Source organism: Chroogloeocystis siderophila 5.2 s.c.1 (assembly GCF_001904655.1).
GTDB classification, from domain to species: Bacteria; Cyanobacteriota; Cyanobacteriia; order Cyanobacteriales; family Chroococcidiopsidaceae; genus Chroogloeocystis; species Chroogloeocystis siderophila.
Genome location: NZ_MRCC01000019.1, coordinates 51,482 through 74,613, shown reverse-complemented (window position 1 = coordinate 74,613; position 23,132 = coordinate 51,482). Strand labels below are relative to the sequence as shown.

The following is a 23,132-nucleotide window of genomic DNA, read 5'->3' as shown; positions in this document are numbered from 1 at the left end:
GATTCAGTATGGTTTTCCCTACTGACGAAATTGTCGATTCAAAAGCAAATCTATAGATACTACAGATAGAGGTAAATGAGCCAGGTCAGTTAGCCTAGTTTCCTGGCTAGATCTCGTGAGAAAAACTGACGCCTCACATCTTCAATGTTTTACTTGGAGGTGAAATCTGTATGGCATTAGTACGTTGGCAACCATTTCAGGAAATAGAAACTCTGCGTCGTCAAATGAACGAATTATTTGATGAATTGGTTGAATTTAACGACGAATCAAGACGGCGTAAGTTGAATTGGACACCCACGATTGAACTTAAAGAGACTGATGAGAATGTGATTTTGAAGGCAGAAGTTCCTGGTGTAGAAGGCAAGGATCTCGACATTCAAGTCAGTCGGGAAGGCGTTTCTATTGCGGGTGAACACCGTCATGAAGACCGTATAGTAGAGCAAGGATACTTCCGTTCGGAATTCCGCTATGGCAAGTTCCAGCGTCAGATCAATTTACCTGTACCTGTGAAGCACGACCAGGTGCAAGCTGAGTTTAATAATGGTATTTTGACGCTAACAATGCCGAAAGCAGAAGAAGCTCGCCGCCGAGTTGTCCGGCTCAACTTGGCAAATAGTCAGCACGCTATTCCGGCAGCCGAGTCTAGTGGAACTTCTGATTTTAACCAACAGATGACTAGAAAATGAGCTAGCAAAGGCGATCACTTCTCATGATACTCCGCCATTAAATGGCGGAGTCAGATTCGTCCTATATACATTTTCAAAGAGCGGATCGAAATGCCAGTTGAAAACAATCGCAATTCACCTAAAGTACCAAAGCCAAGCCAGGTCGGCGAGAGCTTTCTAATCTTCCTGGCGGCACTTTTACTGTTTAACTTAGCTATTATTCCCAATCTAGGAACTCGCTATCCAGAGGTTGCTTATAGCGATTTCATCAATCAGGTAGAAGCAGGAAAAGTTGACCGTGCGATTATTGGAGCAGAGCGGATTTTCAGTATGTACTCAAATCCAATAATTCCTCTGAATCTCCTAGAGTATTTATAACAACACCAATAGCTTTGGATCTTGATTTGCCAAGAATTCTGCGAGAGAATCAAGTCAAGTTTGCTGCCCCACCTCCTAATAATACTGGATGGATTACAACTTTGCTAAGTTGGATCGTGCCTCCTTTAGTCTTCTTTGGCATTTGGGGATGGCTGATTAGCCGGAGTTAGGCTAGTGGTCCTGCAGCTTTAACCGTGGGCAAGAGCAAGGCGCGTATCTATTCAGAAGGCACTACTGGAGTCAAGTTTGACGATGTTGCTGGAGTCGATGAAGCCAAAGTTGAACTCCAAGAAATCGTTGAGTTCCTCAAAAACCCGAACAAATATATCCGTCTGGGTGCCAAAATTCCCAAGGGAGTGTTACTCGTTGGATCGCCAGGTACTGGTAAGACGTTACTTGCTAAAGCAATTGCTGGAGAAGCGGGAGTACCATTTTTTAGTATTTCCGGTTCCGAGTTCATTGAATTATTCGTTGGCGTAGGTGCAGCGCGGGTACGGGATTTGTTTGAACAGGCAAAGCAACAAGCCCCTTGTATTGTATTTATTGACGAGTTAGATGCTTTAGGTAAATCTCGTGGCAGTAATATGCCCTTCATTGGCGGCAATGATGAACGCGAACAAACTCTCAACCAGTTGTTAACAGAAATGGATGGTTTTGATGCTAATACAGGTGTCATTATCCTTGCTGCTACTAACCGTCCAGATGTCCTTGACCCAGCCTTACGTCGCCCTGGTCGTTTTGACCGTCAGGTTGTTGTTGATCGCCCTGACAAAAACGGACGAGAAGCTATTTTGAAAGTCCATGTCAAGAATGTGAAGCGTGGTGATGATGTGTCGATCTAGCAAAGATTGCAGCGCGAACCCCAGGTTTTGCTGGAGCAGATTTGGCTAATCTTGTCAACGAGGCAGCTTTACTGGCGGCGCGTCAGAATCGTGCTGCGGTGACAATGGCAGATTTTAATGAGGCGATCAAACGTGTTGTCGCGGGACTGGAGAAAAAATCTCGCGTTTTGAATGAAACTGAGAAAAAAACTGTTGCCTATCATGAAGTGGGTCACGCGATCATCGGTAGCTTAATGCCTGGTGCGGGAAAAGTCGAGAAGATCTCAGTTGTGCCTCATGGTGTGGGTGCCCTAGGCTACACTGTGCAGATGCCAGAGGAAGATCGCGTCTTAATGCTGGAGGATGAAATTCGCGGACGAATTGCAACTCTATTAGCTGGTCGCGCTGCCGAGGAGCTAATCTGTGGTAAAGTATCTACTGGAGCTAGCGATGACATTCAGAAGGCAACTGACTTAGCTGAGCGGTTTGTCACTTTGTATGGCATGAGTGATGGTTTAGGACCTGTAGCCTTTGAGAAGGTTCAACCAAGCCAGTTCCTTGAAGGTTTTAGCAATCCGCGTCGTCCAGTCAGTCCCAAAATTGCTGAGGAAATTGACCGAGAAGTACAGGAAATTGTCGATAGTGCCCACCAGATGGCTTTATTAATTTTGAGGAAAAATCGAAATTTGCTAGAAGAAACAGCCCAAATTCTGTTACATAAGGAACCCGAACTACGAGAACAACTTGACAAGGCGATCGCCCCAGATGAATTAGTACAGTGGCTGCATGCGGGTAAACTCTTAGAAAGTATTCCCACCACAGCCTTCACCACTGAAAATTTAGTTTAATGGATTTAGCGAACCATATCATCGAACAGTAAACCATCTTCCTTGACGACTTGGTCATCTAGCATAGCTTGTTTTTTTCTATCTCTATTTTATTAAAGATTCGTGCCATCGAAGCGCGAATAAATGCAGCGCTACGTGGACAAAGAAATTGCCCAATTGCAAACATGCCAAACAAAGAAAAGAATCTTAAGGAGAACAAGGCCATGATTAATGTTGTACGTCGTAGCCAAATACTCGGTTTAATGGAATTGGACAGTGCGACTGCATCTCGGTTCGGTACAGTCAAAGAGGTTTGGATTGATGATACTGGTCAGGTAGTTTACTTAGGCACAAGTGAAGGATATACGCCGCTCGAACAAGTGTCTGTTATTGGTCCTGATGCGGTATTAACTTATAGCCATACAGTCCTGCCTCAAACCACGCTCAATCTCCGCCGCCTGTACCGATTGCCAGTCCGCTCATCGATGACAGATTCTTTGGGGTGGGTAGAAGATTTTTTGTTTGATTGGGAAACTGGCAACATTGCTGCTTTTATCCTGAGTGGAGATATAGCTGCTCCTTTTGGCGGACGGGCAGTATTATATCCAGAAGATGTAGTCATTGAGGCAGAAGCGGTAGTGCTACGAGAAGGAGCACAGGAGCGTCTCAAGAGCGAACCAGAAGGACTGAAGGGCTTTTTGAGCGAAAAATCACAACAGGTTAAGAACCTAGTGAAGACAATCGCATACCGCCTTCAGTCTCTAGTTTCACCGCATGACAAGCCAGAAGTCGTGCGGGTGAAGATAAAAGAAGTGCATGACGAACTTGCAGCATCTGGACAGCACGATAAAAATGCCTTGCAACAAGCAACCGAGTTCTTACAAAACGAGTGGGAAAGCTTTCAGCAGAGTCTGAACCGAGCAAGTGAACGTGTCAAACGCGCCCTTGATTCTGCCTGGAATCTCACTGGCAAAAAATCATAAAAGTGATTGCTCAAGCGATTTCCTATTATCTAACGTTCCCGTTCACCCGCTGCAGAGCAACCTTCGTTCTTAATAGACCTCCGGCATGAATCACATCTTGTTTCCCAGCATGAGTAAGCTTGCCCCAACCCCCAATTTTGGGTGGCTTCTAAACAACTCAAAGTACCTCACGAGTGGGGAGCCACTGCGCCTTTGGAGGTGCCCTCGTTGAGTGGTGGCGCGGATCTAGCGATTATCTTGTTTGTCAACCCCTTTTCCCAGGCAAAGGCAGTGGGGAGGAATCAAGCGCTGCTGGGTCTTTCCACGACACTTGCTGTTTGACTAATGCATTGAGAATGCCTAACAGCGTGTGGGCAGACGCGATTAAGGCAATCTTTTTCGCTTTACCCGCCTGCAGCAACCGACGACCGCAGGCTTTAGCAAAGTCACGTGCTCGCTTGGGATTGATTACCGCACAGAGCAAATCTTTGCCGTTGCAACTGTTGGACGATGCCGCGTTCCGTTCCTCCAGTGGATTCAATGACAACCAACTTCACCATAATCTATTGCAACTAAGTGACTAACTCGACCCATCCCATCTCCTGATGGCTCACTTGCCAGTAGGTGCCAGCAGGGCGAAGAACGACATCTAACCAAGCTTGGCTCACATCAATCCCGAGCCATTGCGGTTCTGTGACGACTGTGACCATCGTTGTGCTCTTGATGCGTGCAATGTATTTCATCAATCCCTCAACCTTGTCCGATGCTGGTTCTTGACCCTGGCGATTTTTCCAGATTTTGACAGAAGGGTGAGCGGTGACCTTGACTAAATCTCGGTTTTTCAACCTGCGGGGTATTGGTCTACCACTCTGCTTTTAAGATACAAGGGGACTTGAAATATTCGCGTAACAGGTCTAATGAAACAAAAATTGTAAGATTGGGTGCAACGGGATTATTCCACAGCAACTTTATACATTAGACTTTATGCATGAATCCTAGATACCCTTCGACTTTCTTCGGGGCTACTCAAACAAAGTTGACCAGCGCACACTCAAATAAGTGTTTTATCGGTAATTCCACGGGGGTAGACAGGGTTTATTTAGCTGCGAATTCATTCACACTCGCATTCATGCAGAAGGTCTATTATTCTCCAAAAGCGCCGTAAAAACTTGCCTTTGTGTTTGATACATGTATCCATATCTCCCTAAAATTGCTTTAACCGATTGAGTTCTTTCACCTTTTCTGACTGTGGAAGCAACAATCGACTTTTAACAAAAATATCGCTTTGTGAACTTTGAATCACTAACTAAACCCCAACCGAAATGTCAGAATCTTCTTCAACTTTAAAGCTGGCAAACGATTCAGTCCAAGTTTCAAGTTGATGATTTGAGTCTTCTGCCTGCAAAAGAACAACCGCTTGATTAAACTCGTGTAGCGACACCGAGACTTGCTAATCTAAATCTCCTTTTGTCAGTAGAACTAGTATTGACGTCGCTTCAATATGCTCGACGTGTGCTGTAGGGACTAAATGCAGAATCTTTTTCCGATGCTCTTCAAACAGGGCTTCTACTTTCTGAAGATAGCTCCGACAAGGAACAAAAAATGTAGTCTTTTCATCTTCTGCGATCGCCCATGCTTTAACAAAAAAGGTATACCTCTTAACAGCGCACATCACCTCTCAACAGCTATTTTCATGCTGCGCCTCACCCCATAAGAAGCGGTTGAAAGATATTATTATGCGATGCAGATTTTCTTAATAAAACTGCCTTAAACCAATTAATTTTACTGAATCTATATAACAACATGAATATTCAGATATTATACGGAGTCTTTGTGCATAACGACTTGAGGAATGCTGGTTGAGGAACTTCCAAGCCTCATATAAAAAGGTGGATACCATCCGGCTGCACCTGGCAATTACATTTGAATCGCACTTCGAACGTGTCCATTTTGAGCAAAACGCTCGGCTAGGATTTGTTGATAAACTGCTTCGTAACCATCCGTCATGCGCTGCACGCTGAAGTTTTTGACGACATGCTCTCGACAAGCAAAGCGATTCAACTGCGGCACTTTATTGATCGCTGCAATACACTCATCAATCGTTCGACACAAAAAGCCTGTCTGTCCGTGAACAATAACCTCTGGTGTCGAACCGAGTTCCATGGCAATTACTGGCGTTCCTGTTGCCATCGACTCAATCATCACTAATCCAAACGGTTCGCGCCAAGTAATCGGGAACAGTGTAGCGACTGCACCGCCCATCAGTTCGCATTTTTGAGCATGGTTTGCCTCGCCTACATACTCAATCTGTTTGCCATTAATGTGAGGTTTGATTTCGCGCTCAAAGTAGTCGCGATCAACGACATCCACCTTACCAGCCATTTTCAAGCGCCAACCGGAACGCTTGGCAATTTCGATCGCCAAGTGGGGGCCTTTTTCTGGAGATAGTCGTCCTAGAAATGCTAAATAAGGAGGGTCTTGCGATCGCGGGCAAAACTCATAGTTATTTAGGTCAATACCGTTGTATACTGTAGCTACGCGGTTCAAACTTAATCTTGGTTCCATCTGGGCGTCAGAGATACTGACGAAGGGTTGATGGCGGGCGTACATAAACAACTTCTCGTTGTCAGGGGTAAAGACGCCATGAAGCGTATGTACGGTAGGCGTTTTTACCAAGTTGGCGTAAGGTAAAGCTGCATGACCCATGTGAGAGTGAATGATGTCAAACTCTGACGCTCGCTCGTAAACCTTACTCAGTTGTAGCATTGCATAGACATCATATTCCTTAACTGTGGTATCTAAGCGTAATGCTTGGGGGTGAACGGATTCTAGTTTAGCAAGGGTAATTGAATCTCCCGTTGCGAACAAGGTGACTTCATGTCCGCGCCTGACAAGCTCATCGGTGAGTAATCCGACAACCAGTTCAATTCCTCCATAGGCTGGAGGTGGGACTCGCTCCCACAGCGGGGCTATTTGGGCAATCCGCATTGCACGTTCCTCCTGTTGTAAGTATGGGTAATCAACACAAAAATGCTAATGAGCTACTTTTCAGCACCTAACAACCAGCTTTCAAGGGAGACGTCTTGAAAAATAGTGAATCGCAACGCAGCCCAGTCGTAGTAGCGTGCTACACCACGACAAGTTTTGAAGATTTCACGATGCACCCTAGAGGCTGTCCATTTTTTCTTTCACAGCGCCTAGAAGAAAATTTCATAAAACTTTCTAATCAAATTTAATAAAAACTTTAGAGTTTTGAAAATTCCTGAGCAGTAGGGAGAACCGAAAAAAATTTTGTTCGGAAAACAACACACAAAAATGGGTTGCCATTCTGAAAACTCCTTCGTTAAATTAGCACTTAGATATAGGGAGTGCTAATCAACATCTGTTACTAAAGAGAGATGGCATCTGGTAACGGTTATTCTATTACCTTCTCAACTAAATATGCTGAAAAGGCAGAGTTCTCTCCTCGATAGGGGAAGTTTACAAAATGCCAAAACGCAGAGGTTGGGAAATAGCAACTCGTTGAGAGAGCCTTTCGACCGTAATTTCTGGGATTTCACTGATTGCGTTGTTTGGTTGAATGGTCAACGATAAAATCCGCTATACCTATTAATTCACTTGAAATCTAAGATTGTTGTAGAGGTGAGAAATCTATGATGATCCGGCGTTGGCAACCAATGGAAGCAATGGAAACCCTACGTCGTCAAATTGACCAGGTGTTTGATGAATTAAAATTAAGTAGCGAATATTCGAAGTGCTGGCTACCGGCAATTGAGTTACAAGATACTCCAGAAAACTTGCTTTTACGTGCGCTACTTCCTGGTATTGATCGCAACGATATCAATATCCACGTAACTCGCGACACTGTCTCGATTGCAGGTGAGCGTCGCTATCCTCCAGGCGCTGAAGATCGAGGCTACTTCCGTTCTGAATTTCCTTACGGCAAGTTCCATCGAGTTGTATCGCTGCCTTTACCTGTACAGCACGAACAAGCTAGAGCAGAGTTCTGCAATGGTATCCTCACTCTAATTTTGCCCAAGTCGGAAGAGTATCGTCATCGGGTTGTCAAACTTAACCTAGGCGAGATGGCATCGGCAACACCAACTACCACTTTAGAAGCTTCTAGTGAGTCAAGGTCAAGCGAGAGCAGTGCCGCTGTAGCAACTGCTACTTGAGGCAGCAATAAAGCGGTTTGGGGCTGAAGTACATAGAGGCAAGTTTCCCAGCCCCAGTGCAATAGACTTCGTGGTATTAATCGGGAAAAATAGTCAGTCGTTTTGGGAAAGCTTGAGTTTTGAAGTAAATCGGGAAAATTGAGGATGACAACTGTAGCTTTAACCGTTTCTACGGTAAAACCACTTGGTGATCGCGTATTCGTGAAAGTACATGAAGCTGAAGAAAAAACCACTGGTGGAATTCTCCTACCTGACACGGCAAAAGAGAAGCCCCAAGTTGGAGAAGTTGTTGCGGTTGGTTCTGGCAAACGCAATGACGATGGTTCGCGCCAAACAATGGAAGTTCAAATTGGCGACAAAGTTCTCTACTCTAAATATGCCGGAACTGACATCAAGTTAGGTAGTGAAGAATACGTTCTGCTATCAGAGAAGGACATTCTAGCAACGCTTGCTTAAAAATTGAGAGCGAGAAGTTTTAAGCTTCAAACTTTCTGTTGATACGTAATAAAACTCCGTAAGTCGTCTTCAGCATCAAAATTCTTTAGTTCTGGAGGAAATTCATGGCTAAGCAAATCGTTTATGACGAACAAGCACGTCGTGCCTTAGAAAAAGGGATAGATATACTAGCAGAAGCTGTAGCTGTTACTCTTGGTCCAAAAGGGCGCAACGTGGTTCTAGAGAAGAAATTTGGTGCACCCCAGATTATTAATGATGGCGTGACGATTGCAAAAGAAATTGAACTCGAAGACCACATTGAAAACACTGGCGTATCTCTCATTCGCCAAGCAGCTGCAAAAACTAATGATGCAGCGGGTGACGGAACTACCACAGCGACGGTTCTAGCGCATGCGATGGTGAAAGCAGGACTGCGAAATGTCGCCGCAGGCGCTAATCCCATTGCGCTGAAACGTGGAATCGATCGAGCTACTCATTACTTACTTGATCGCATCTCTGAACACGCTAAACCTGTCAATGATTCGAAGGCGATCGCCCAAGTTGCTGCGATCAGTGCAGGTAACGACGACGAAGTCGGTCAGATGATTGCCGATGCGATGGATAAAGTCGGTAAAGAAGGCGTGATTTCCCTCGAAGAAGGGAAGTCGATGGCCACTGAACTCGAAATCACCGAAGGAATGCGCTTTGACAAAGGCTACATCTCGCCTTACTTCGCCACCGATACAGAGCGGATGGAAGCAACTTTGGAAGAGCCGTACATCTTGCTTACGGATAAGAAGATTACCTTGGTACAAGATTTAGTACCCGTGCTAGAGCAAGTGGCGCGGAGTGGCAAGCCGCTGCTGATCATTGCCGAAGATATCGAAAAAGAAGCCTTGGCTACCTTGGTGGTGAATAAGCTACGTGGTGTACTCAACGTTGCTGCGGTAAAAGCTCCTGGCTTTGGTGATCGGCGCAAAGCAATGCTGGAAGACATTGCTGTACTCACTGGCGGTCAAGTGATTACTGAAGACGCTGGTCTGAAGCTAGAAAACGTCAAGCTGGAAATGCTGGGCAAAGCCCGTCGTGTCACGATTACGAAAGAGCACACTACGATTGTTGCTGAGGGCAACGAAAAGGCAGTTAAGGCACGTTGCGAACAAATCCGCCGTCAAATCGAAGAAACTGATTCTTCCTACGATAAGGAAAAACTGCAAGAGCGTCTTGCGAAACTCGCTGGTGGTGTTGCCGTAGTGAAAGTAGGTGCAGCCACAGAAACAGAAATGAAAGACCGCAAGCTGCGCTTAGAAGACGCAATCAACGCAACCAAAGCGGCTGTGGAGGAAGGCATCGTTCCTGGTGGCGGTACAACTTTGGTACATTTAGCTCCACAATTGGAAAACTGGGCAGCCGATAACTTACACAGCGAAGAATTGATCGGTGCAATGATTGTCACCCGCGCTTTGTATGCTCCGCTCATCCGAATTGCAGAAAATGCTGGTCAGAACGGTGCGATTATCGCAGAGCGTATCAAGGAGAAAGAGTTCAATGTTGGCTATGATGCCGCAAGCGATCGCTTCGTTGATATGTTTGAAGCTGGTATCGTTGACCCCGCTAAAGTGACACGCAGCGCGCTACAAAACGCGGCTTCGATTGCCGGTATGGTGCTGACGACTGAGTGCATTGTTGTAGACAAACCAGAACCCTCCAAGGCTAAATCACCTGCTGGTGCTGGCATGGGTGGCGAAGATCTCGATTACTAAATTATTACTGAATATTGCATATATTCCATCAAGACGAGAACAGCAATGTAGTCGTTGCCTGTCATCAGAAAGTTGAAAATAGGGGAAAATCGAGTTTTCCCCTTCTCCTAAATAAAGCGTTCTCATTTTTGATTGGGTGTGAGGAGTTTTCACCAACTTGTTTGAAGCGAGGCTGAGGACATCATAGAAGATCGATTCTATTAACAAAGCTAGCCTTTAGCTCTCACCTTCATCAGAATACAAAAAAGTGAGGTGACTCATGAAGACCTTTAATCTCCAACGTCCAAATAAATTTATCCTTTGGTTTGCTACTTTTATGTTTCTTGGAGCTTACTGGAGCGCGGTTAATTTAATGTTCTAGTTGCTCTAGTTGAATGAGATGGGTAGACGTTGAGTCTAACTCAAGTTCCTCCAGGAGTGGGTAATGTTAGAAGTTTTACCTTGCTTGGGAAGGTGAACTTCTTTAGCGTTACCCTAATTGGCTTTTTAGCGCTTATATCTGTACTTATGAACAAAGTTTATCATTGTCCCGGCAATCGCAAGTGAAGCCCAACACCTCGCCTTTTCAAAGCGGTGCCTGGCACCGTACAAACGCGGTCATGGCACTATCTGCTAAAGACTCTGTAAATCGGAGGTCGCTTTTTTATGTCAGCCTCTAAACAAAGCTTTCCACCACTGCGTCAGATTGCTAGCTATGTTTTTACTGCTATTTTGAGTATTGCCTCGACCTTGCTTGTAGTACGGGCATTTCCCACACAATTAATTTCCAACTATCTCGTCAATACTCCTGAGGTTCAAGCAGTTGCGTCTGAGGTGCAATTTGATAATGATAGCCGCAGCTTTGTGACTGCCGCCGTCAATCGAGTTGGATCAGCTGTAGTGCGAATCGACACTGAGCGCACGATTGCAACAAATTACCCCGACCCTTTCTTTGATGATCCTTTCTTTCGCCGTTTTTTTGGCGAGGATATTTTTCCTAGACTGCCGCAAGAGTATCATCTGCGGGGGCAGGGTTCAGGCTTCATTATTGACCGCAACGGTATGATCCTTACCAATGCTCATGTCGTCAGCGGTGCTGACACAGTGAAAGTCACGCTCAAGGATGGGCGCAGCTTTAGAGGAGATGTGCGGGGAATTGACGAACCTTCAGACTTAGCCGTCGTTAAAATTGACGGACAAAACCTACCCACAGCTTTCTTGGGAAACTCGGATTCAGTACAGGTAGGGGATTGGGCGATCGCCGTCGGCAACCCCTTAGGTTTGGATAATACTGTAACTCTAGGAATTATCAGTACCCTCAACCGTTCCAGCGCTCAGGTAGGCATTCCTGACAAACGTCTAGACTTCATTCAAACTGATGCCGCGATCAATCCTGGTAACTCTGGCGGTCCACTTTTGAATGCTCGTGGTGAAGTGATTGGCATCAACACCGCGATTCGCGCTGAAGCTCAAGGAATTGGGTTTGCGATTCCGATTGACAAAGCCAAGGCAATTAAAGACGCACTGGCTCGCGGCGAAAAAATCTCCCATCCTTACATTGGTATTCGGATGCTCACTCTCACTCCAGAGTTAGCGAAACAGTCAAATCGCGACCCAAATACGCCATTCACCGTACCAGAAATTAATGGAGTGCTTGTGGTACAAGTCATGCCTTCAAGTCCGGCTGCTGACGCAGGCTTGCGCCGAGGGGATGTCATCGTAGAAATAGATGGCAAAGCAGTTACTACGGCCGAACAGTTACAAGTGGCAGTGGAAAACAGCCGTATTGGTCAACCGTTGCGGTTTAGAGTGCAGCGGGGCGAACAAATCTTGCAATTAACTGTGCGCTCAGGAGAATTACAGGATGCACGTCGTCTGTAAAGGGTCAGCATAGTTAGCTGATAAAACTTGATTTCGTGTTGACAAGCAACTGCTAGGGGAGGTCGTCAGTATAGCGGTTAGCAATTGGCTGTTAGCTATTAGCTTTTCTCAAAGCTTTATAGAGCAATACATTTACTCAATATACTTGTCCTCACCTGAATGCGTCTTGCCATATCAGCCACCCGTGTTGAAAGATCAATTCTACTTGCCGATAACGACAACAGTTTTTACCTCAAAGGTACTACTGCCATATAACGATTCAAACTTTTTAGTTTTGAAAAATCTTAGCTACAGAGATCGCTGTCGGACACAACACTAAAGATGTGCGATCTCTGTGCTTCTGCGACATCTATGGCTTTAAGCTAAAACACGCAAAGACCTGTTTTTGTGCAGCTGTGCTCGCTTCTGTGCATTCTAAACTAACAACTTAAATGTTGAACAACTTACGTGTGTTCAACAAAGTCGGCATCGATCACATCCTCACCGTCTTTGCCATCGGTGGAACTGCTACTTGCTTGGGCGTAAACGGCGCTGCCAATTTGCATGAGGGCTTGTTGGATGTCGTTAGTGAGGGATTTCATGCGATCGTAGTTTTCTTGCGTTATCGCCTGCCGCAGGTCTTGGATCATACCTTCTAAACGAGTTTTGTCAGGACTTGGCACCTTGTCGCCCAAGTCTTTGAGTTGCTTCTCGGCTTGGTAGGCAACAGAATCTGCGGTGTTCTTTGTATCTACGCGATCGCGTCGTCTGCGGTCTTCTGCGGCATTGCGTTCTGCATCTTTGACCATGCGCTCAACCTCAGCTTTATCGAGCGTTGATGCACCTGTGATGGTAATTGATTGCTCTTTACCACTGGCTTTATCTTTTGCAGACACCGACAAAATGCCATTGGCATCAATGTCAAACGTCACCTCAATTTGCGGGATACCGCGCGGTGCCGGAGGAATGCCATCGAGCCGGAAGGTGCCCAGACTCTTGTTGTCGACAGCCATTTCCCGCTCTCCTTGCAAAACGTGAATTTCCACGTTAGTTTGCCCATCGGCTGCGGTGGAGAAGATTTCGGATTTTTTAACGGGAATCGTGGTGTTGCGGGAAATGATTTTGGTCATCACGCCGCCCAAGGTTTCTACACCCAGCGATAGGGGCGTCACATCTAACAGCAAGATGTCTTTCACATCGCCTGCCAGTACTCCTGCTTGAATCGCTGCACCTACTGCAACGACTTCATCTGGGTTCACACCCTGGCACGGTTCTTTGTTTGTGATTTGCCGTACCAATTGCTGTACAGCCGGAATGCGCGTTGAACCACCAACTAATACGACTTCATCAATGTCAGCAGCTGTGAGGTTAGCATCGCGCAGAGCCTGATTGACGGGTATCCGGCAGCGATCGAGCAAGTCACTGCACATTTGCTCGAACTGCGATCGCGTCAGTGTCGTGTCTAGATGTTTAGGACCTTCTTGCGTTGCTGTAATGAAAGGCAAGTTAATGTTTGTTTGTGTTGCTCCTGACAGTTCAATCTTGGCTTTTTCGGCAGCTTCGGTGAGGCGTTGCAAAGCTTGTTTATCTTTGCGCAGGTCGACACCTTCGTTGCGCTGAAATTCTGTTGCTAGCCAATCGACGATTTTTTTGTCGAAGTCATCGCCACCTAAGTGGGTATCGCCACTTGTGGATTTCACCTCAAATACACCATCACCCACTTCTAGGATGGATACGTCAAAAGTACCGCCCCCTAAGTCGAAGACTAAAATAGTCTCGTTGCTCTTTTTATCGAGCCCATAGGCAAGCGCAGCGGCAGTCGGCTCGTTGATGATTCGTAATACTTCAATTCCCGCGATGCGTCCGGCATCTTTGGTAGCTTGCCGCTGTGAGTCGTTGAAGTATGCGGGAACAGTAATTACGGCTTGCTTGACGGGTTCGCCTAGATATTTGCTCGCATCATCTACTAGTTTTCGCAGTACCTCTGCCGAGATTTCTTCGGGAGCAAACTGTTTTTTGAGAATTGGGCAGTCAAGTTTGACATTGCCGTTGCTATCGCGCATCACTTTGTAAGAAACTTGTTTGGACTCGCCTGTGACTTCATCATACTTACGCCCTATGAACCGCTTCACTGAATAAAACGTGTTTTCAGGGTTCATCACGGCTTGCCGTTTGGCAATTTGTCCCACCAGCTTATCACCCGTTTTGGTATATGCAACTACTGATGGAGTCGTACGGCTACCTTCAGCGTTAGCAATCACAACGGGTTGTCCGCCTTCCATGACGGCAACGCAAGAATTTGTTGTTCCTAAGTCGATTCCAACGACTTTGGCCATCGTTAGTAACCTCCTTAAAATTCATGTGATGAATTTTATTGAACTTGATTCGGTCACACCTACCCGATTTTTATGCAGAAAAATGTAGGTTATTTAAAATTGTGTCAACTCTTGATATCAACGCAGCATCCGATGACAAAAAAATAATATTGGAAAAGCGCCATCATTAAATACCAGCGTCTACCAATCAATAGTAAAACTTTGAAAAAGTGAAAGGGATCGGTTTTTCAGATGCGATAGGTTCCTGTTCCCGAACTCGCGATGCTTGTCCTACCGTAGAGATGAGGAAGTACACAACAGTGAACAAGGCATATCTAGTAGCGAATTTATGCGCTAAGTATTCATATAGCCAGTCTATTGAAGAGATAAAGAGATTATCTCCAATCCACAACAAAATGCGGTCAACGTAGGTTCTGCTATCGTATTTATTGTTTATTGTGCAACATTGTTAAAAACTCGCACCCCACTAGGATAATAAAGCAAGTAGTTTTGAACTTGAGGAGCATCGATCGCGCGTTCCAGGGCAATTGAAATGTTTCTTGCACTAGGTCTTGCTGCTACTGTTTCAGCTTGTAACGGTGGTACGACAACGACTCCTGGTGGTGAAGCGGGTGAAGCTGGTGAAGTAGGAACACCGCAACCAACACAAACACAACCAACTCCTGGTGGAGAGGCTGGTGAAGCGGGTGAAGCTGGTGAAGGTGGCGAAAACTAACCAAAAGTAAGTTGCTAATGCAGGACGATGGCACATAATCGTGATTTATACCTTGTCCTGCTTTTAAAATTAAAATTATTCAACACGCGATCGCACGTTGAATTCACTATGATTTTATGTATCGATATTCTTACTCCTGAAGAACTTGCACTAATCAACGCCAAACTGAAAGATGCTGAGTTTATTGATGGTAAACTCACAGCGGGATGGCATGCCAAAGAAGTAAAAAATAATACTCAAATTTCAGGAAAATCCGCAATAACACAGGATTTACGGTCAATCGTCGAGCAAGCACTACAACGCAATCAGCTGTTTCAAGCTGCGGTACATCCAAAAGCAATACGTCCCGTATTATTTAGTTGCTACGAGTCAGGGATGTACTACGGTTATCACATTGATAATGCATTGATGGGAACACCGTCAATGCGTTCAGATGTATCGTTAACTCTATTTCTGAATCCTCCAGATACCTATGAGGGTGGCGAACTTGTCATTGAAACTTCATTAGGCGAACAGGCTTTTAAACTGGCTGCCGGTTCAGCGATCGCTTATCCTTCTACAACTTTACATCGCGTTGAAGTTGTGAAAACTGGAATTCGACTGGCTGCGGTAACCTGGATACAAAGCTTCATCCGCGATCCTGGCGAACGCGAGATTTTATTTGAGTTGAATACGGTCAAACAAGTTATGTATGAAAAATACGGTAAAACACCAGAATTCGATCTTGTTTGTAAATCGCATGCGAACTTGCTTCGTAAGTGGGTTGAGGTTTAATTTGATAGTAGGAGTCAAGGTCGGAGGTCAGAGGTCAGGGTTAAAAGCTAGCTAATGAGCCACTCAGTAGAGAACTTACTTAGCGTTGAATCAAATCACTAATGCTGTTTTTGTTGGCACATCCATCACGTAGATTAAGACAAGAGCCGCAAGACTGAGCTACTACCAATTAAGCCCAAACTCAGCCCGATACGAACTGTAAGAAGGTACCCGATTATCCAGAGCATGAGTATTAACCCTAGTTACGGTTGTAAGGAAGTTTGCTAAGGAGCATTGCTAGCGTTCAGTTTCCTGTGATTCCCGCAAATTTAATTCTGCACCAACAAGGCCACTCAGAATCAAAAACCAGGGAGAAACAAATGCACCCAGTAAAGTGCCAAGTAAGACTAGCGATCCTGCAACGATTTGAACTTGTCGCATCTTTTGTTCCTTAATAGTGGATACTGTGTGTCCTCGATAATCGTGTCCTGGATAAACTAACGTGTCGTCTGGTAAAGTAAAAAGTCGCTGTGTTACCAATTTGAAAATCTGTCCGTCCACAGCCGCAAATAAACAATGCATCGCCGGTTAATAAATGCGTGTCGTTGACAAGATATGTGACGTGGCTATCGGTATGTCCAGGAGTCGCGATCGCCTTAATGTTGACATTGCCAATTTGCAATGTTTCTCCGTTGCGAATGAAGCAATTTGCACACGCTGCATTTGCGTTTTCGGGGACAACTAGACGATCCTAATGTTTTGGTACTAGATGTCCGTGGCGATGATGAATATCAAAAGGGTGCTATCCCAGGAGCGAGGAACATTTACACGAGCTAGAGCGCTCTAAGAATATAGCAACATGCTGCGGTAGCGGCTTTTGTGCTGCGATCGCTGCGAGTCTGCTCAAAAAGCATGGATTTGAGAAAGTGACGAATGTTCCTGGGTCATGGATAGCGTGGAAAGCCGCAGAATTACCCGTAGAAGCACCTGCATAAAACAAAAGAGTAAGCTCTTGGGAACTTTCCGTGTTTCGATCCCAAGAGCCTTTTCAATCCAGTTCACTCCTCACACAATTAAGTCTAGGATTTCTAATTATGAGAAAGATGAGTGAAGGTGACACTTTGTACATTGTCATCTTGAGAGTTTTAAGTTTTGAGTGTTGAGTTTAACTCATTCGTAAGTCTGGGAAGCACTAAAAACGCTTTTAGGCTCTAACTTAGGTTATTTTTCGTTTCCCAAGGAAGGCAATCTTTCGTTGCTGAGATTTTCATTTTTGTCATACCTTGACCGAGTAAGAACTTTGCCGACCTCTAAACCGTAAATCTGCGAAGCGTCCTCTCTTTATCCAGTAGGAACATTAACACGTAAGCGTTGGAACATCGCTTGTCTTGCTTGTATAGCAAGAGGATCTTCGAGGGGTGTAAGCGTGATCGGAACTTGATATTTTTGCCGCAATGCAGTTTGAATCAACCAGTCGGCGACAAAGGGGTTTTTGGGTAATAATGGACCGTGCGAATAAGTGGCGATCGCATTTTGGTAAAATGCACCTTCTGTTCCGTCTTCGCCGTTATTACCTAAACCTTGGACGACACGCCCTAGGGGTTCGACTTGTCCTAGCTTGGTGCGTCCCCCGTGATTTTCAAAGCCAATCAGGTAAGTAGGAGAACCGCAAAACACTGCGAGTTCTTGTGCTAAAAGTTTAGCAGTGACTTCAACGACAAGATTACCAATACAACGGCGGGCGTTTGCACCTGGATGCACAGACACAAAATCTAACAGGCCTAAGCCTTCAATGCGCTGTCCTAATGCAGGTTCGTAGTAGTGTCCGAGTAATTGCGGCGCACCGCAGGTAAATACGCCAGGAGTTCCATTATCAATTCTTTCGCGGAGTGCTGCGGCTTTCGTACCGCGTAAGTCGCGCATGACAATTTCTTGTTGTCGGTCTTGCGCACCACCACCAACAATCATATCAACGTTGTGAAAGTCTGCATCTGTCGCATTTTGATCGAGGGGTAAGATCTTCACAGTGTACCCGCGCCACTCACAGCGTTTTTGCAGACAAATCACGTTTCCGCGATCACCGTAAGTGCTCATCAACGTGGGATACAACCAGCCGATTGTCAGTTCGATTTGTTCTTGGTTCATAAAATTAAGGCTAAGTTGTGGGATAGTAATTGGTGAAATAGTATATTTAGAGAATCTTACGCCCTGTGAGGACTTCGCGAACTTCAAGCATTGCTGAGTAGGTAGGGAGAATGTGTAAGGTTTGATTTTGTGGGGTATGTTCTAATGCCGTGGCGATCGCTTCGCGTAAATCTTCCTTAACGATGAGTTGCAAGTCGTTATCCTCTGAGTGCGAGTAGCGCAATCGCAGCGCCATATCATAGACGCGATCACCGCTGACAACGAATGTTCCGCCTTGGGCGACGAGTTTTTCGGTATCGACATCCCAAATCCACGAGACATCTGTCCCATCGGGAATGCGATCGTTTAATACAAACAACACTGGTGCAAGTTGCGAAGAATGCGTTTTTTGCCGTACTTGGTTTACTGCGCGAATCGTTTCGTTCATTCCTACAGGATTTTTGGATAATAGAATACGTACGTGTTTACCGTTGACGTTTAACTCTTCAGCGCGTCCAAAGGCTGCTTGAAAATTGCTGATTGTATCACGGATTGTAGTTTCATCAACTCCCAGTTGTTGCGCGGCTAAAACTGCTGCTAAAGTGTTGTACTTGTTATATAATCCAATTAAGATCTGAGGGTATTCTTGGCTATTAATTGCCACTGGTGCTTTGTGAAAGCCACAATTAGGACAGTGAAAGTCTCCTAAATGTGATAGGTAGACACCTTCATAATCAAGTGAATGTCCGCAGTTGGGACAGTAAATCGAGTCTACAGCGTGGGGAATCTCTTCAAGATACTGTTCGGGTTCGCTTAAACCAAAGAAAAGGACTTTTTGTGGTAGTTGTTGACCCATGTAAGAAAGTGTTGGGTCATCGGCATTTGGAATAATAATCGTATCTGGTGGGAGTACGGCGATCGCTTTACCCCAGCGCTGACTAATCGTGTCTACTTCACCGTAGCGATCAAGTTGGTCGCGAAACAAGTTTAAGCACAAAATTAACTTTGGCTGAATTGCTGCTAAAACTTTAGGAACAACGTTTTCATCAACTTCTAAAATCGCGTAATCGACATCGAGTGTACCTACCAAGTTGGTATTTGCAAGTAAGGCACTCATTAACCCATTTTCCAAATTTGCACCAGTTGCATTGTGCGCAACGCGCTTCCCTTGACGTTCTAGCATCGTGCGCAACAGTAGCGATGTTGTCGTTTTGCCATTAGTTCCGGCGATGAGAATCACTCCCTGCTTAACTTGGCGACTGAGTAGTTGTAGTAGCTGCGGTTGTAAGCGACGGGCAATTTCGCCCGGTAGGACACTTGCTGCACCAAGTTTAAGCGATCGCACTCCGAATGTGACTGTTTTTGCGGTTAAGACTGCTAAAGCTAGTTGTAGTCTATCCTTGATCTGAATTTTTGCCATTTCACCCACTACATGCATAGAAGCAACTACAGCCGATCTTCACTTGCGCTTATATTTTTGCACTATATGAAACTGGGCAACAGAGAAATCAACAAACTCTAGCAATAGATGCGTGCAAGCAGCGATCATTAACCAAACTTTATCAGGTTGCACTGAAGTGTTATCGAAAATTGGTAGCGCTAAGACGTTGCACCTTAGTGTAATAGTTAAAGGCGTGTCTTTCTGCTCAAACGTTCGGTTATTGAACTACTCAAGGGTTCATTTAGTTGGTGTTATAACGGGTTAACGACTGCGTAATCGTACCTCAAACACATAAAACCTTGGCGTAGATTACCAATATGATAAGAATTGCTTAATTGATTTTATTCTCAATATGGCTAAGGGCTTACTCATCGCGTATCTTTGTTGATGCTGAAATTTAGCTTAGTTGGTATTTTGCTTTCAATTCAAAATCACATAAAGGTCATACAAAAGTCATATAGAGTTCGTATTCTTGAGCGCCATTTTTGTATTTGTCACCTTTATACATAAAAATAAAAAGAACACTAAGTGTTACAATTACCGAAGACTACATTCAAATTTCAAAACAATGAATAACTAATTTGCATATATGTTTTACCTCTTCCAAATAGAACTCAATTTAGTTTCAATATTGAATTTAGTTGACAAGCTTACTCAATCATGGGTTCATTCAAATCATTTAAAAATAATACATTAAGCTTTATTTATTTAAATAATTAAACTTTTTACAGCTAAATTAAAATAAAAAGATGAAATATATTAGATGCAATGATGCAATAACGACGTGAATTTTTCAGTTTTTGTAAAGATTTTTATAAAAAAGTGGATACTGCAATTTTGATAAAAAGAAAGCCATATCCTTAACCTAAAATTATTGTTTCAATCTTATTTAGAGGATATTTTGTGAAGCGAATTCTTATCACAATATAACAACTGTTAATATTAGTGCTATTTTAGTATCACTACATCTGTAAATATAATTTTTTAGATACTTTAAGACGATTCAAATTAGCTGCTTATTTAGTTAAGTAGTTTTGATTTTGATAATCATTACAAATAAATTATTAAGCTGGGATAAAATACGATGGCTCTCAGTCTAGATGGCACGGGCTTTATTGATGATTGTAGTTAAATCAAACTATCAATTTATTTGAGTTTAAATAACACTCATGACTTATAAAGAAGGTTATGCTTACAAGCAATATTATCTTAAATATAGTATATTCTTTAGAGATAGCTGACTTAGGTTGATGATCATTAACTATTACACGAATAATAATTTAAGCTCCACTGCACGAGGTCAAATAATAAGAGTATTATTTAATTGAGTTGCTGTGCTACGCTTAACTAATGGTCAATAACTATTTTATGCTATCATATGGGTTCGATATATATTAAAAATTGTCAAATATTTTTACTTAATAGATTAATTGTTTTAGCAATAACTGCTCAAGGATACATAGACTGAATAAAACTTTATAGCATATCGACTACTCAATCATAGGGGCGTCTTTGAAGAGGTATAAAAAAGCTGCTTTCTATCACTATTAGTGCATAGCTTAGCTACGATATTCTTGAGATAAAGTTTCGTCCAAATGAGTTAAGTAGTACTTTAATATACATAGATAACACAGTACTTGCTAAAAAAAGCATATTTGGGACTATCACAGCCATCGTAGTTTTAGTACTTTGTAATACAGCGCTCTTTAAATATTGTTATGTAATCTTTGAGGTAGGATGTTTGACAACATACCTTCATATGTGGTAAAGACAAAGTATAAAACATACTAAAAATGTAGTTAAAAAGCACAATGTAATTAAATAAACTTATTTTTTTGAACACATAGCGAATAATCAAAAGTAGCATAGATACTACACAATTGTAGCTATGAAGCAAGTTTCTTTTATAAGAGATATAGAAAAGACTTATATAATAGGGGGAGTTGAAAATAGTGGCTTTTATACTAACTTGACAACGGATTACAGGCTGTAAATTATCTATTCAATCAATAAGATTTGTAAATCAGCTAAGGTTGGCAATACTCAGTTAGTTAAGAAATGTGATTGTCAAAAAGCTAGTAGAGCCAATTGAGTTGATGAATAAAGCTACTGGAATCAAAAATACCAACAAACTATATTTGATTTGGCAGTTTTTAATTTAGATACGTGCAACCAGGGCTGGAAAATAAAAAGATTAAAATTATTTATATTTGGTGAATCTTGAAAATTTTTAATAAAAAGACCTGACAACTTATAAAATAAATCTGAACAAAATGAAAATATCAATAGAAGAAGCACTAGAAATAGTGGAAAAAGTAACTCACCAAGGTGGTTTAAGTAAAGTTCAAGAAATTGTATTTCGGCAATGTTGGGAAGGGAGATCTTACCAAGAGATTGCAAGAAGCTCTGGCTATCAATTAGGTTATATTCGAGACGTTGGCCATAAGCTGTGGCAATCTCTTTCAAAAGCTTTCGGTCAAAGAATCACAAAAACAAATTTTCAGCGAATTATTAATCAATATCAATTAGCTGCATCGTATCCGACAGAGAAACACCAAGCGTCTCCTGCAAGTGCTTATAGTTTACTGACTCTGCAACAAAGCACAGTAAACTATAAGCAAGAGTGGAAAGAGATAATTGATGTTTCTAAGTTCTTTGGTCGTACAATTGAACTAGCTAATTTAGAAGAATGGATTGTCAGCGATCGCTGTCGCGTTGTATCGCTGAGTGGAATGCCAGGAATTGGCAAAACGTCTTTAGCCGCAGTTTGTGCCGAACACATACAACATGAGTTTGAGTATGTCATTTGGTATAATGTGCGTAATGCTCAGCCGATTAAAGAACTGTTAGCAGAGATCATTGTATTCTTAGGGCAGCAGCCAAAAATAGAACTACCGCAAACAATTGATGGCTTACTCGCCTGTTTGATGAAGTATTTAAGGCAGCATCGCTGTTTATTAGTTTTAGATAACTACGAGTCAGTTTTACAAAGTGGCGGAAAAGCTGGACGTTACCGCGATAATTATGAAGGTTATGGACAATTGTTGCGGCAAGTTGCGGATGAACGACATCAAAGCTGCTTGTTACTAACAACAAGAGAGTTACCTATTAGTTTAAATGTCAAAGCTGGTGATAATTTACCTGTGCGATCGCTACAATTAACCGGTTTATCACCAGAAACTGCCTGTGAGATTTTGGCGGCGAAAGGTTTAGTTTTTACTAACAAAGAAGCACAAGAGTTGGTTGAGCGTTATTCGGGTAATCCACTGGCTTTAAAGATTGCTGCTACATCAATTCAATCTTTATACAAAAAAAATGTATCCAAGTTCTTATCGCAAGATCGAATTGTCTTTGGAGAAATTTGGGATCTGTTAGAGCAACAATTCAATCGTTTATCGAATCGCGAGAAGCAAGTGATGCTGTGGTTAACAAATCAAGATCCACAATTGCTACACATCAATGAAAATGACTTGCCTGGATTATCTATCAGAAACGTGTTAGAAGCTTTGCAATCGTTACAACAGCGATCGCTCATCAAAAATGATTCGTTTTGCTTTACTCAGCATTACATGATCTTAGAGTACATCAAAGAAGTAACGCACTACAAAAGTGAATTTAGTATTCTTAAATTTACAAGTCCATCATCAGAATTAAGTCAGGTGCCTACACTTAGTAAAAAGCAAGGTTAGAGCGCTGTAAAGCTGTCTTTTGTTTCACCTGCATGAGGGAGAAAAGTAGGTTGGGAAACTTTCCAGCCTATATTTTGTTATATTAAAGTCGTTTTTGGTTAGATAACCAGATCAGGTTTTTTGTTAGTTCACATTTATCTTTGCTTACTTTAATCCAACTTGCCAACAACTCATTTTCTTGACTGTGTATTGATTGCTCTGGTAATTAT

16 protein-coding genes and 3 pseudogenes are annotated in these 23,132 nt (G+C 43.3%); 11 read left to right on the top strand and 8 right to left on the bottom strand.

Translation table 11 applies throughout. From position 1 onward, the window contains the following. Positions 1-170: 170 nt before the first annotated feature. The 3 genes and pseudogenes from NIES1031_RS19720 (at position 171) to NIES1031_RS19710 (ending at position 3,674) form a co-directional block, all read left to right on the top strand. Positions 171-686 (top strand): Hsp20/alpha crystallin family protein, encoded by a 516-nt coding sequence (locus NIES1031_RS19720; protein WP_073551176.1) that lies wholly within the window; start codon positions 171-173, stop codon positions 684-686. A 90-nt stretch (positions 687-776) separates the two neighbouring features. Further along, positions 777-2,712: pseudogene (gene ftsH / locus NIES1031_RS19715) on the top strand (ATP-dependent zinc metalloprotease FtsH). Between the two features lie 203 nt (positions 2,713-2,915). Then, positions 2,916-3,674, top strand: coding sequence for a PRC-barrel domain-containing protein (locus tag NIES1031_RS19710; RefSeq protein ID WP_073551175.1), 759 nt, complete (start codon positions 2,916-2,918; stop codon positions 3,672-3,674). 244 nt (positions 3,675-3,918) lie between these two features. Here NIES1031_RS19710 and NIES1031_RS23490 read toward each other — a convergent pair whose 3' ends face one another. The 4 genes from NIES1031_RS23490 to NIES1031_RS19690 form a co-directional block, all read right to left on the bottom strand. Continuing rightward, positions 3,919-4,137, bottom strand: coding sequence for a hypothetical protein (locus NIES1031_RS23490; protein ID WP_143167830.1), 219 nt, complete (start codon positions 4,135-4,137; stop codon positions 3,919-3,921). A gap of 88 nt (positions 4,138-4,225) precedes the next feature. Further along, positions 4,226-4,363, bottom strand: a complete 138-nt coding sequence (locus NIES1031_RS24525) for a hypothetical protein (protein ID WP_178378193.1) — start codon at positions 4,361-4,363, stop codon at positions 4,226-4,228. Between the two features lie 740 nt (positions 4,364-5,103). Then, complete coding sequence (locus NIES1031_RS19695) at positions 5,104-5,325, bottom strand: hypothetical protein (protein WP_073551173.1); 222 nt, start codon at positions 5,323-5,325, stop codon at positions 5,104-5,106. A 245-nt stretch (positions 5,326-5,570) separates the two neighbouring features. Continuing rightward, the gene (locus NIES1031_RS19690) at positions 5,571-6,641 is read right to left on the bottom strand and encodes a glycosyltransferase family 4 protein (protein ID WP_073551172.1); all 1,071 of its coding nucleotides are present in this window, start codon (positions 6,639-6,641) and stop codon (positions 5,571-5,573) included. A 665-nt stretch (positions 6,642-7,306) separates the two neighbouring features. On the opposite strand from NIES1031_RS19690, the gene NIES1031_RS19685 reads away from it, so the two are divergent. From NIES1031_RS19685 to NIES1031_RS19670, 4 genes are all read left to right on the top strand, one after another. Continuing rightward, entirely contained in the window at positions 7,307-7,828 is a 522-nt protein-coding gene (locus NIES1031_RS19685; RefSeq protein WP_073551171.1) for an Hsp20/alpha crystallin family protein, read from the top strand. Positions 7,829-7,972: 144 nt separating this feature from the next. Continuing rightward, positions 7,973-8,284: a co-chaperone GroES gene (gene groES, locus NIES1031_RS19680; protein ID WP_073551170.1), complete on the top strand. Its 312-nt coding sequence runs from the start codon at positions 7,973-7,975 to the stop codon at positions 8,282-8,284. 104 nt (positions 8,285-8,388) lie between these two features. After that, positions 8,389-10,026, top strand: a complete 1,638-nt coding sequence (groL, locus tag NIES1031_RS19675; protein WP_073551169.1) for a chaperonin GroEL — start codon at positions 8,389-8,391, stop codon at positions 10,024-10,026. A gap of 645 nt (positions 10,027-10,671) precedes the next feature. Beyond that, a complete protein-coding gene (locus tag NIES1031_RS19670; RefSeq protein ID WP_084544409.1) occupies positions 10,672-11,886 on the top strand; it encodes an HhoA/HhoB/HtrA family serine endopeptidase in 1,215 nt (404 codons plus the stop codon). Positions 11,887-12,329: 443 nt separating this feature from the next. On the opposite strand, the gene dnaK is transcribed toward NIES1031_RS19670, so the two are convergent. Continuing rightward, a complete protein-coding gene (gene dnaK, locus NIES1031_RS19665; RefSeq protein ID WP_073551168.1) occupies positions 12,330-14,201 on the bottom strand; it encodes a molecular chaperone DnaK in 1,872 nt (623 codons plus the stop codon). 532 nt (positions 14,202-14,733) lie between these two features. Between dnaK and NIES1031_RS19660 the strand changes: the two genes are divergently transcribed. Both NIES1031_RS19660 and NIES1031_RS19655 read left to right on the top strand, forming a co-directional pair. After that, positions 14,734-14,916, top strand: coding sequence for a hypothetical protein (locus tag NIES1031_RS19660; RefSeq protein WP_073551167.1), 183 nt, complete (start codon positions 14,734-14,736; stop codon positions 14,914-14,916). 108 nt (positions 14,917-15,024) lie between these two features. Beyond that, positions 15,025-15,690, top strand: a complete 666-nt coding sequence (locus tag NIES1031_RS19655) for a Fe2+-dependent dioxygenase (RefSeq protein ID WP_073551209.1) — start codon at positions 15,025-15,027, stop codon at positions 15,688-15,690. A gap of 283 nt (positions 15,691-15,973) precedes the next feature. Here the strand turns inward: NIES1031_RS19655 and NIES1031_RS25815 are convergent. After that, positions 15,974-16,411: pseudogene (locus NIES1031_RS25815) on the bottom strand (MBL fold metallo-hydrolase); the annotation flags it as partial. Between NIES1031_RS25815 and NIES1031_RS26435 the strand changes: the two are divergent. Next, positions 16,378-16,664: pseudogene (locus NIES1031_RS26435) on the top strand (rhodanese-like domain-containing protein). The pseudogenes NIES1031_RS25815 and NIES1031_RS26435 overlap by 34 nt on opposite strands. A 346-nt stretch (positions 16,665-17,010) precedes the next feature. Here NIES1031_RS26435 and NIES1031_RS19645 read toward each other — a convergent pair. Then, positions 17,011-17,814: a type 1 glutamine amidotransferase gene (locus NIES1031_RS19645; protein WP_073551165.1), complete on the bottom strand. Its 804-nt coding sequence runs from the start codon at positions 17,812-17,814 to the stop codon at positions 17,011-17,013. Positions 17,815-17,860: 46 nt separating this feature from the next. After that, the gene (locus tag NIES1031_RS19640) at positions 17,861-19,204 is read right to left on the bottom strand and encodes a Mur ligase family protein (RefSeq protein ID WP_218596880.1); all 1,344 of its coding nucleotides are present in this window, start codon (positions 19,202-19,204) and stop codon (positions 17,861-17,863) included. Between the two features lie 2,303 nt (positions 19,205-21,507). Here NIES1031_RS19640 and NIES1031_RS19635 point away from each other — a divergent pair. Continuing rightward, positions 21,508-22,923, top strand: coding sequence for a helix-turn-helix domain-containing protein (locus NIES1031_RS19635; protein ID WP_073551164.1), 1,416 nt, complete (start codon positions 21,508-21,510; stop codon positions 22,921-22,923). Positions 22,924-23,132 lie beyond the last annotated feature (209 nt).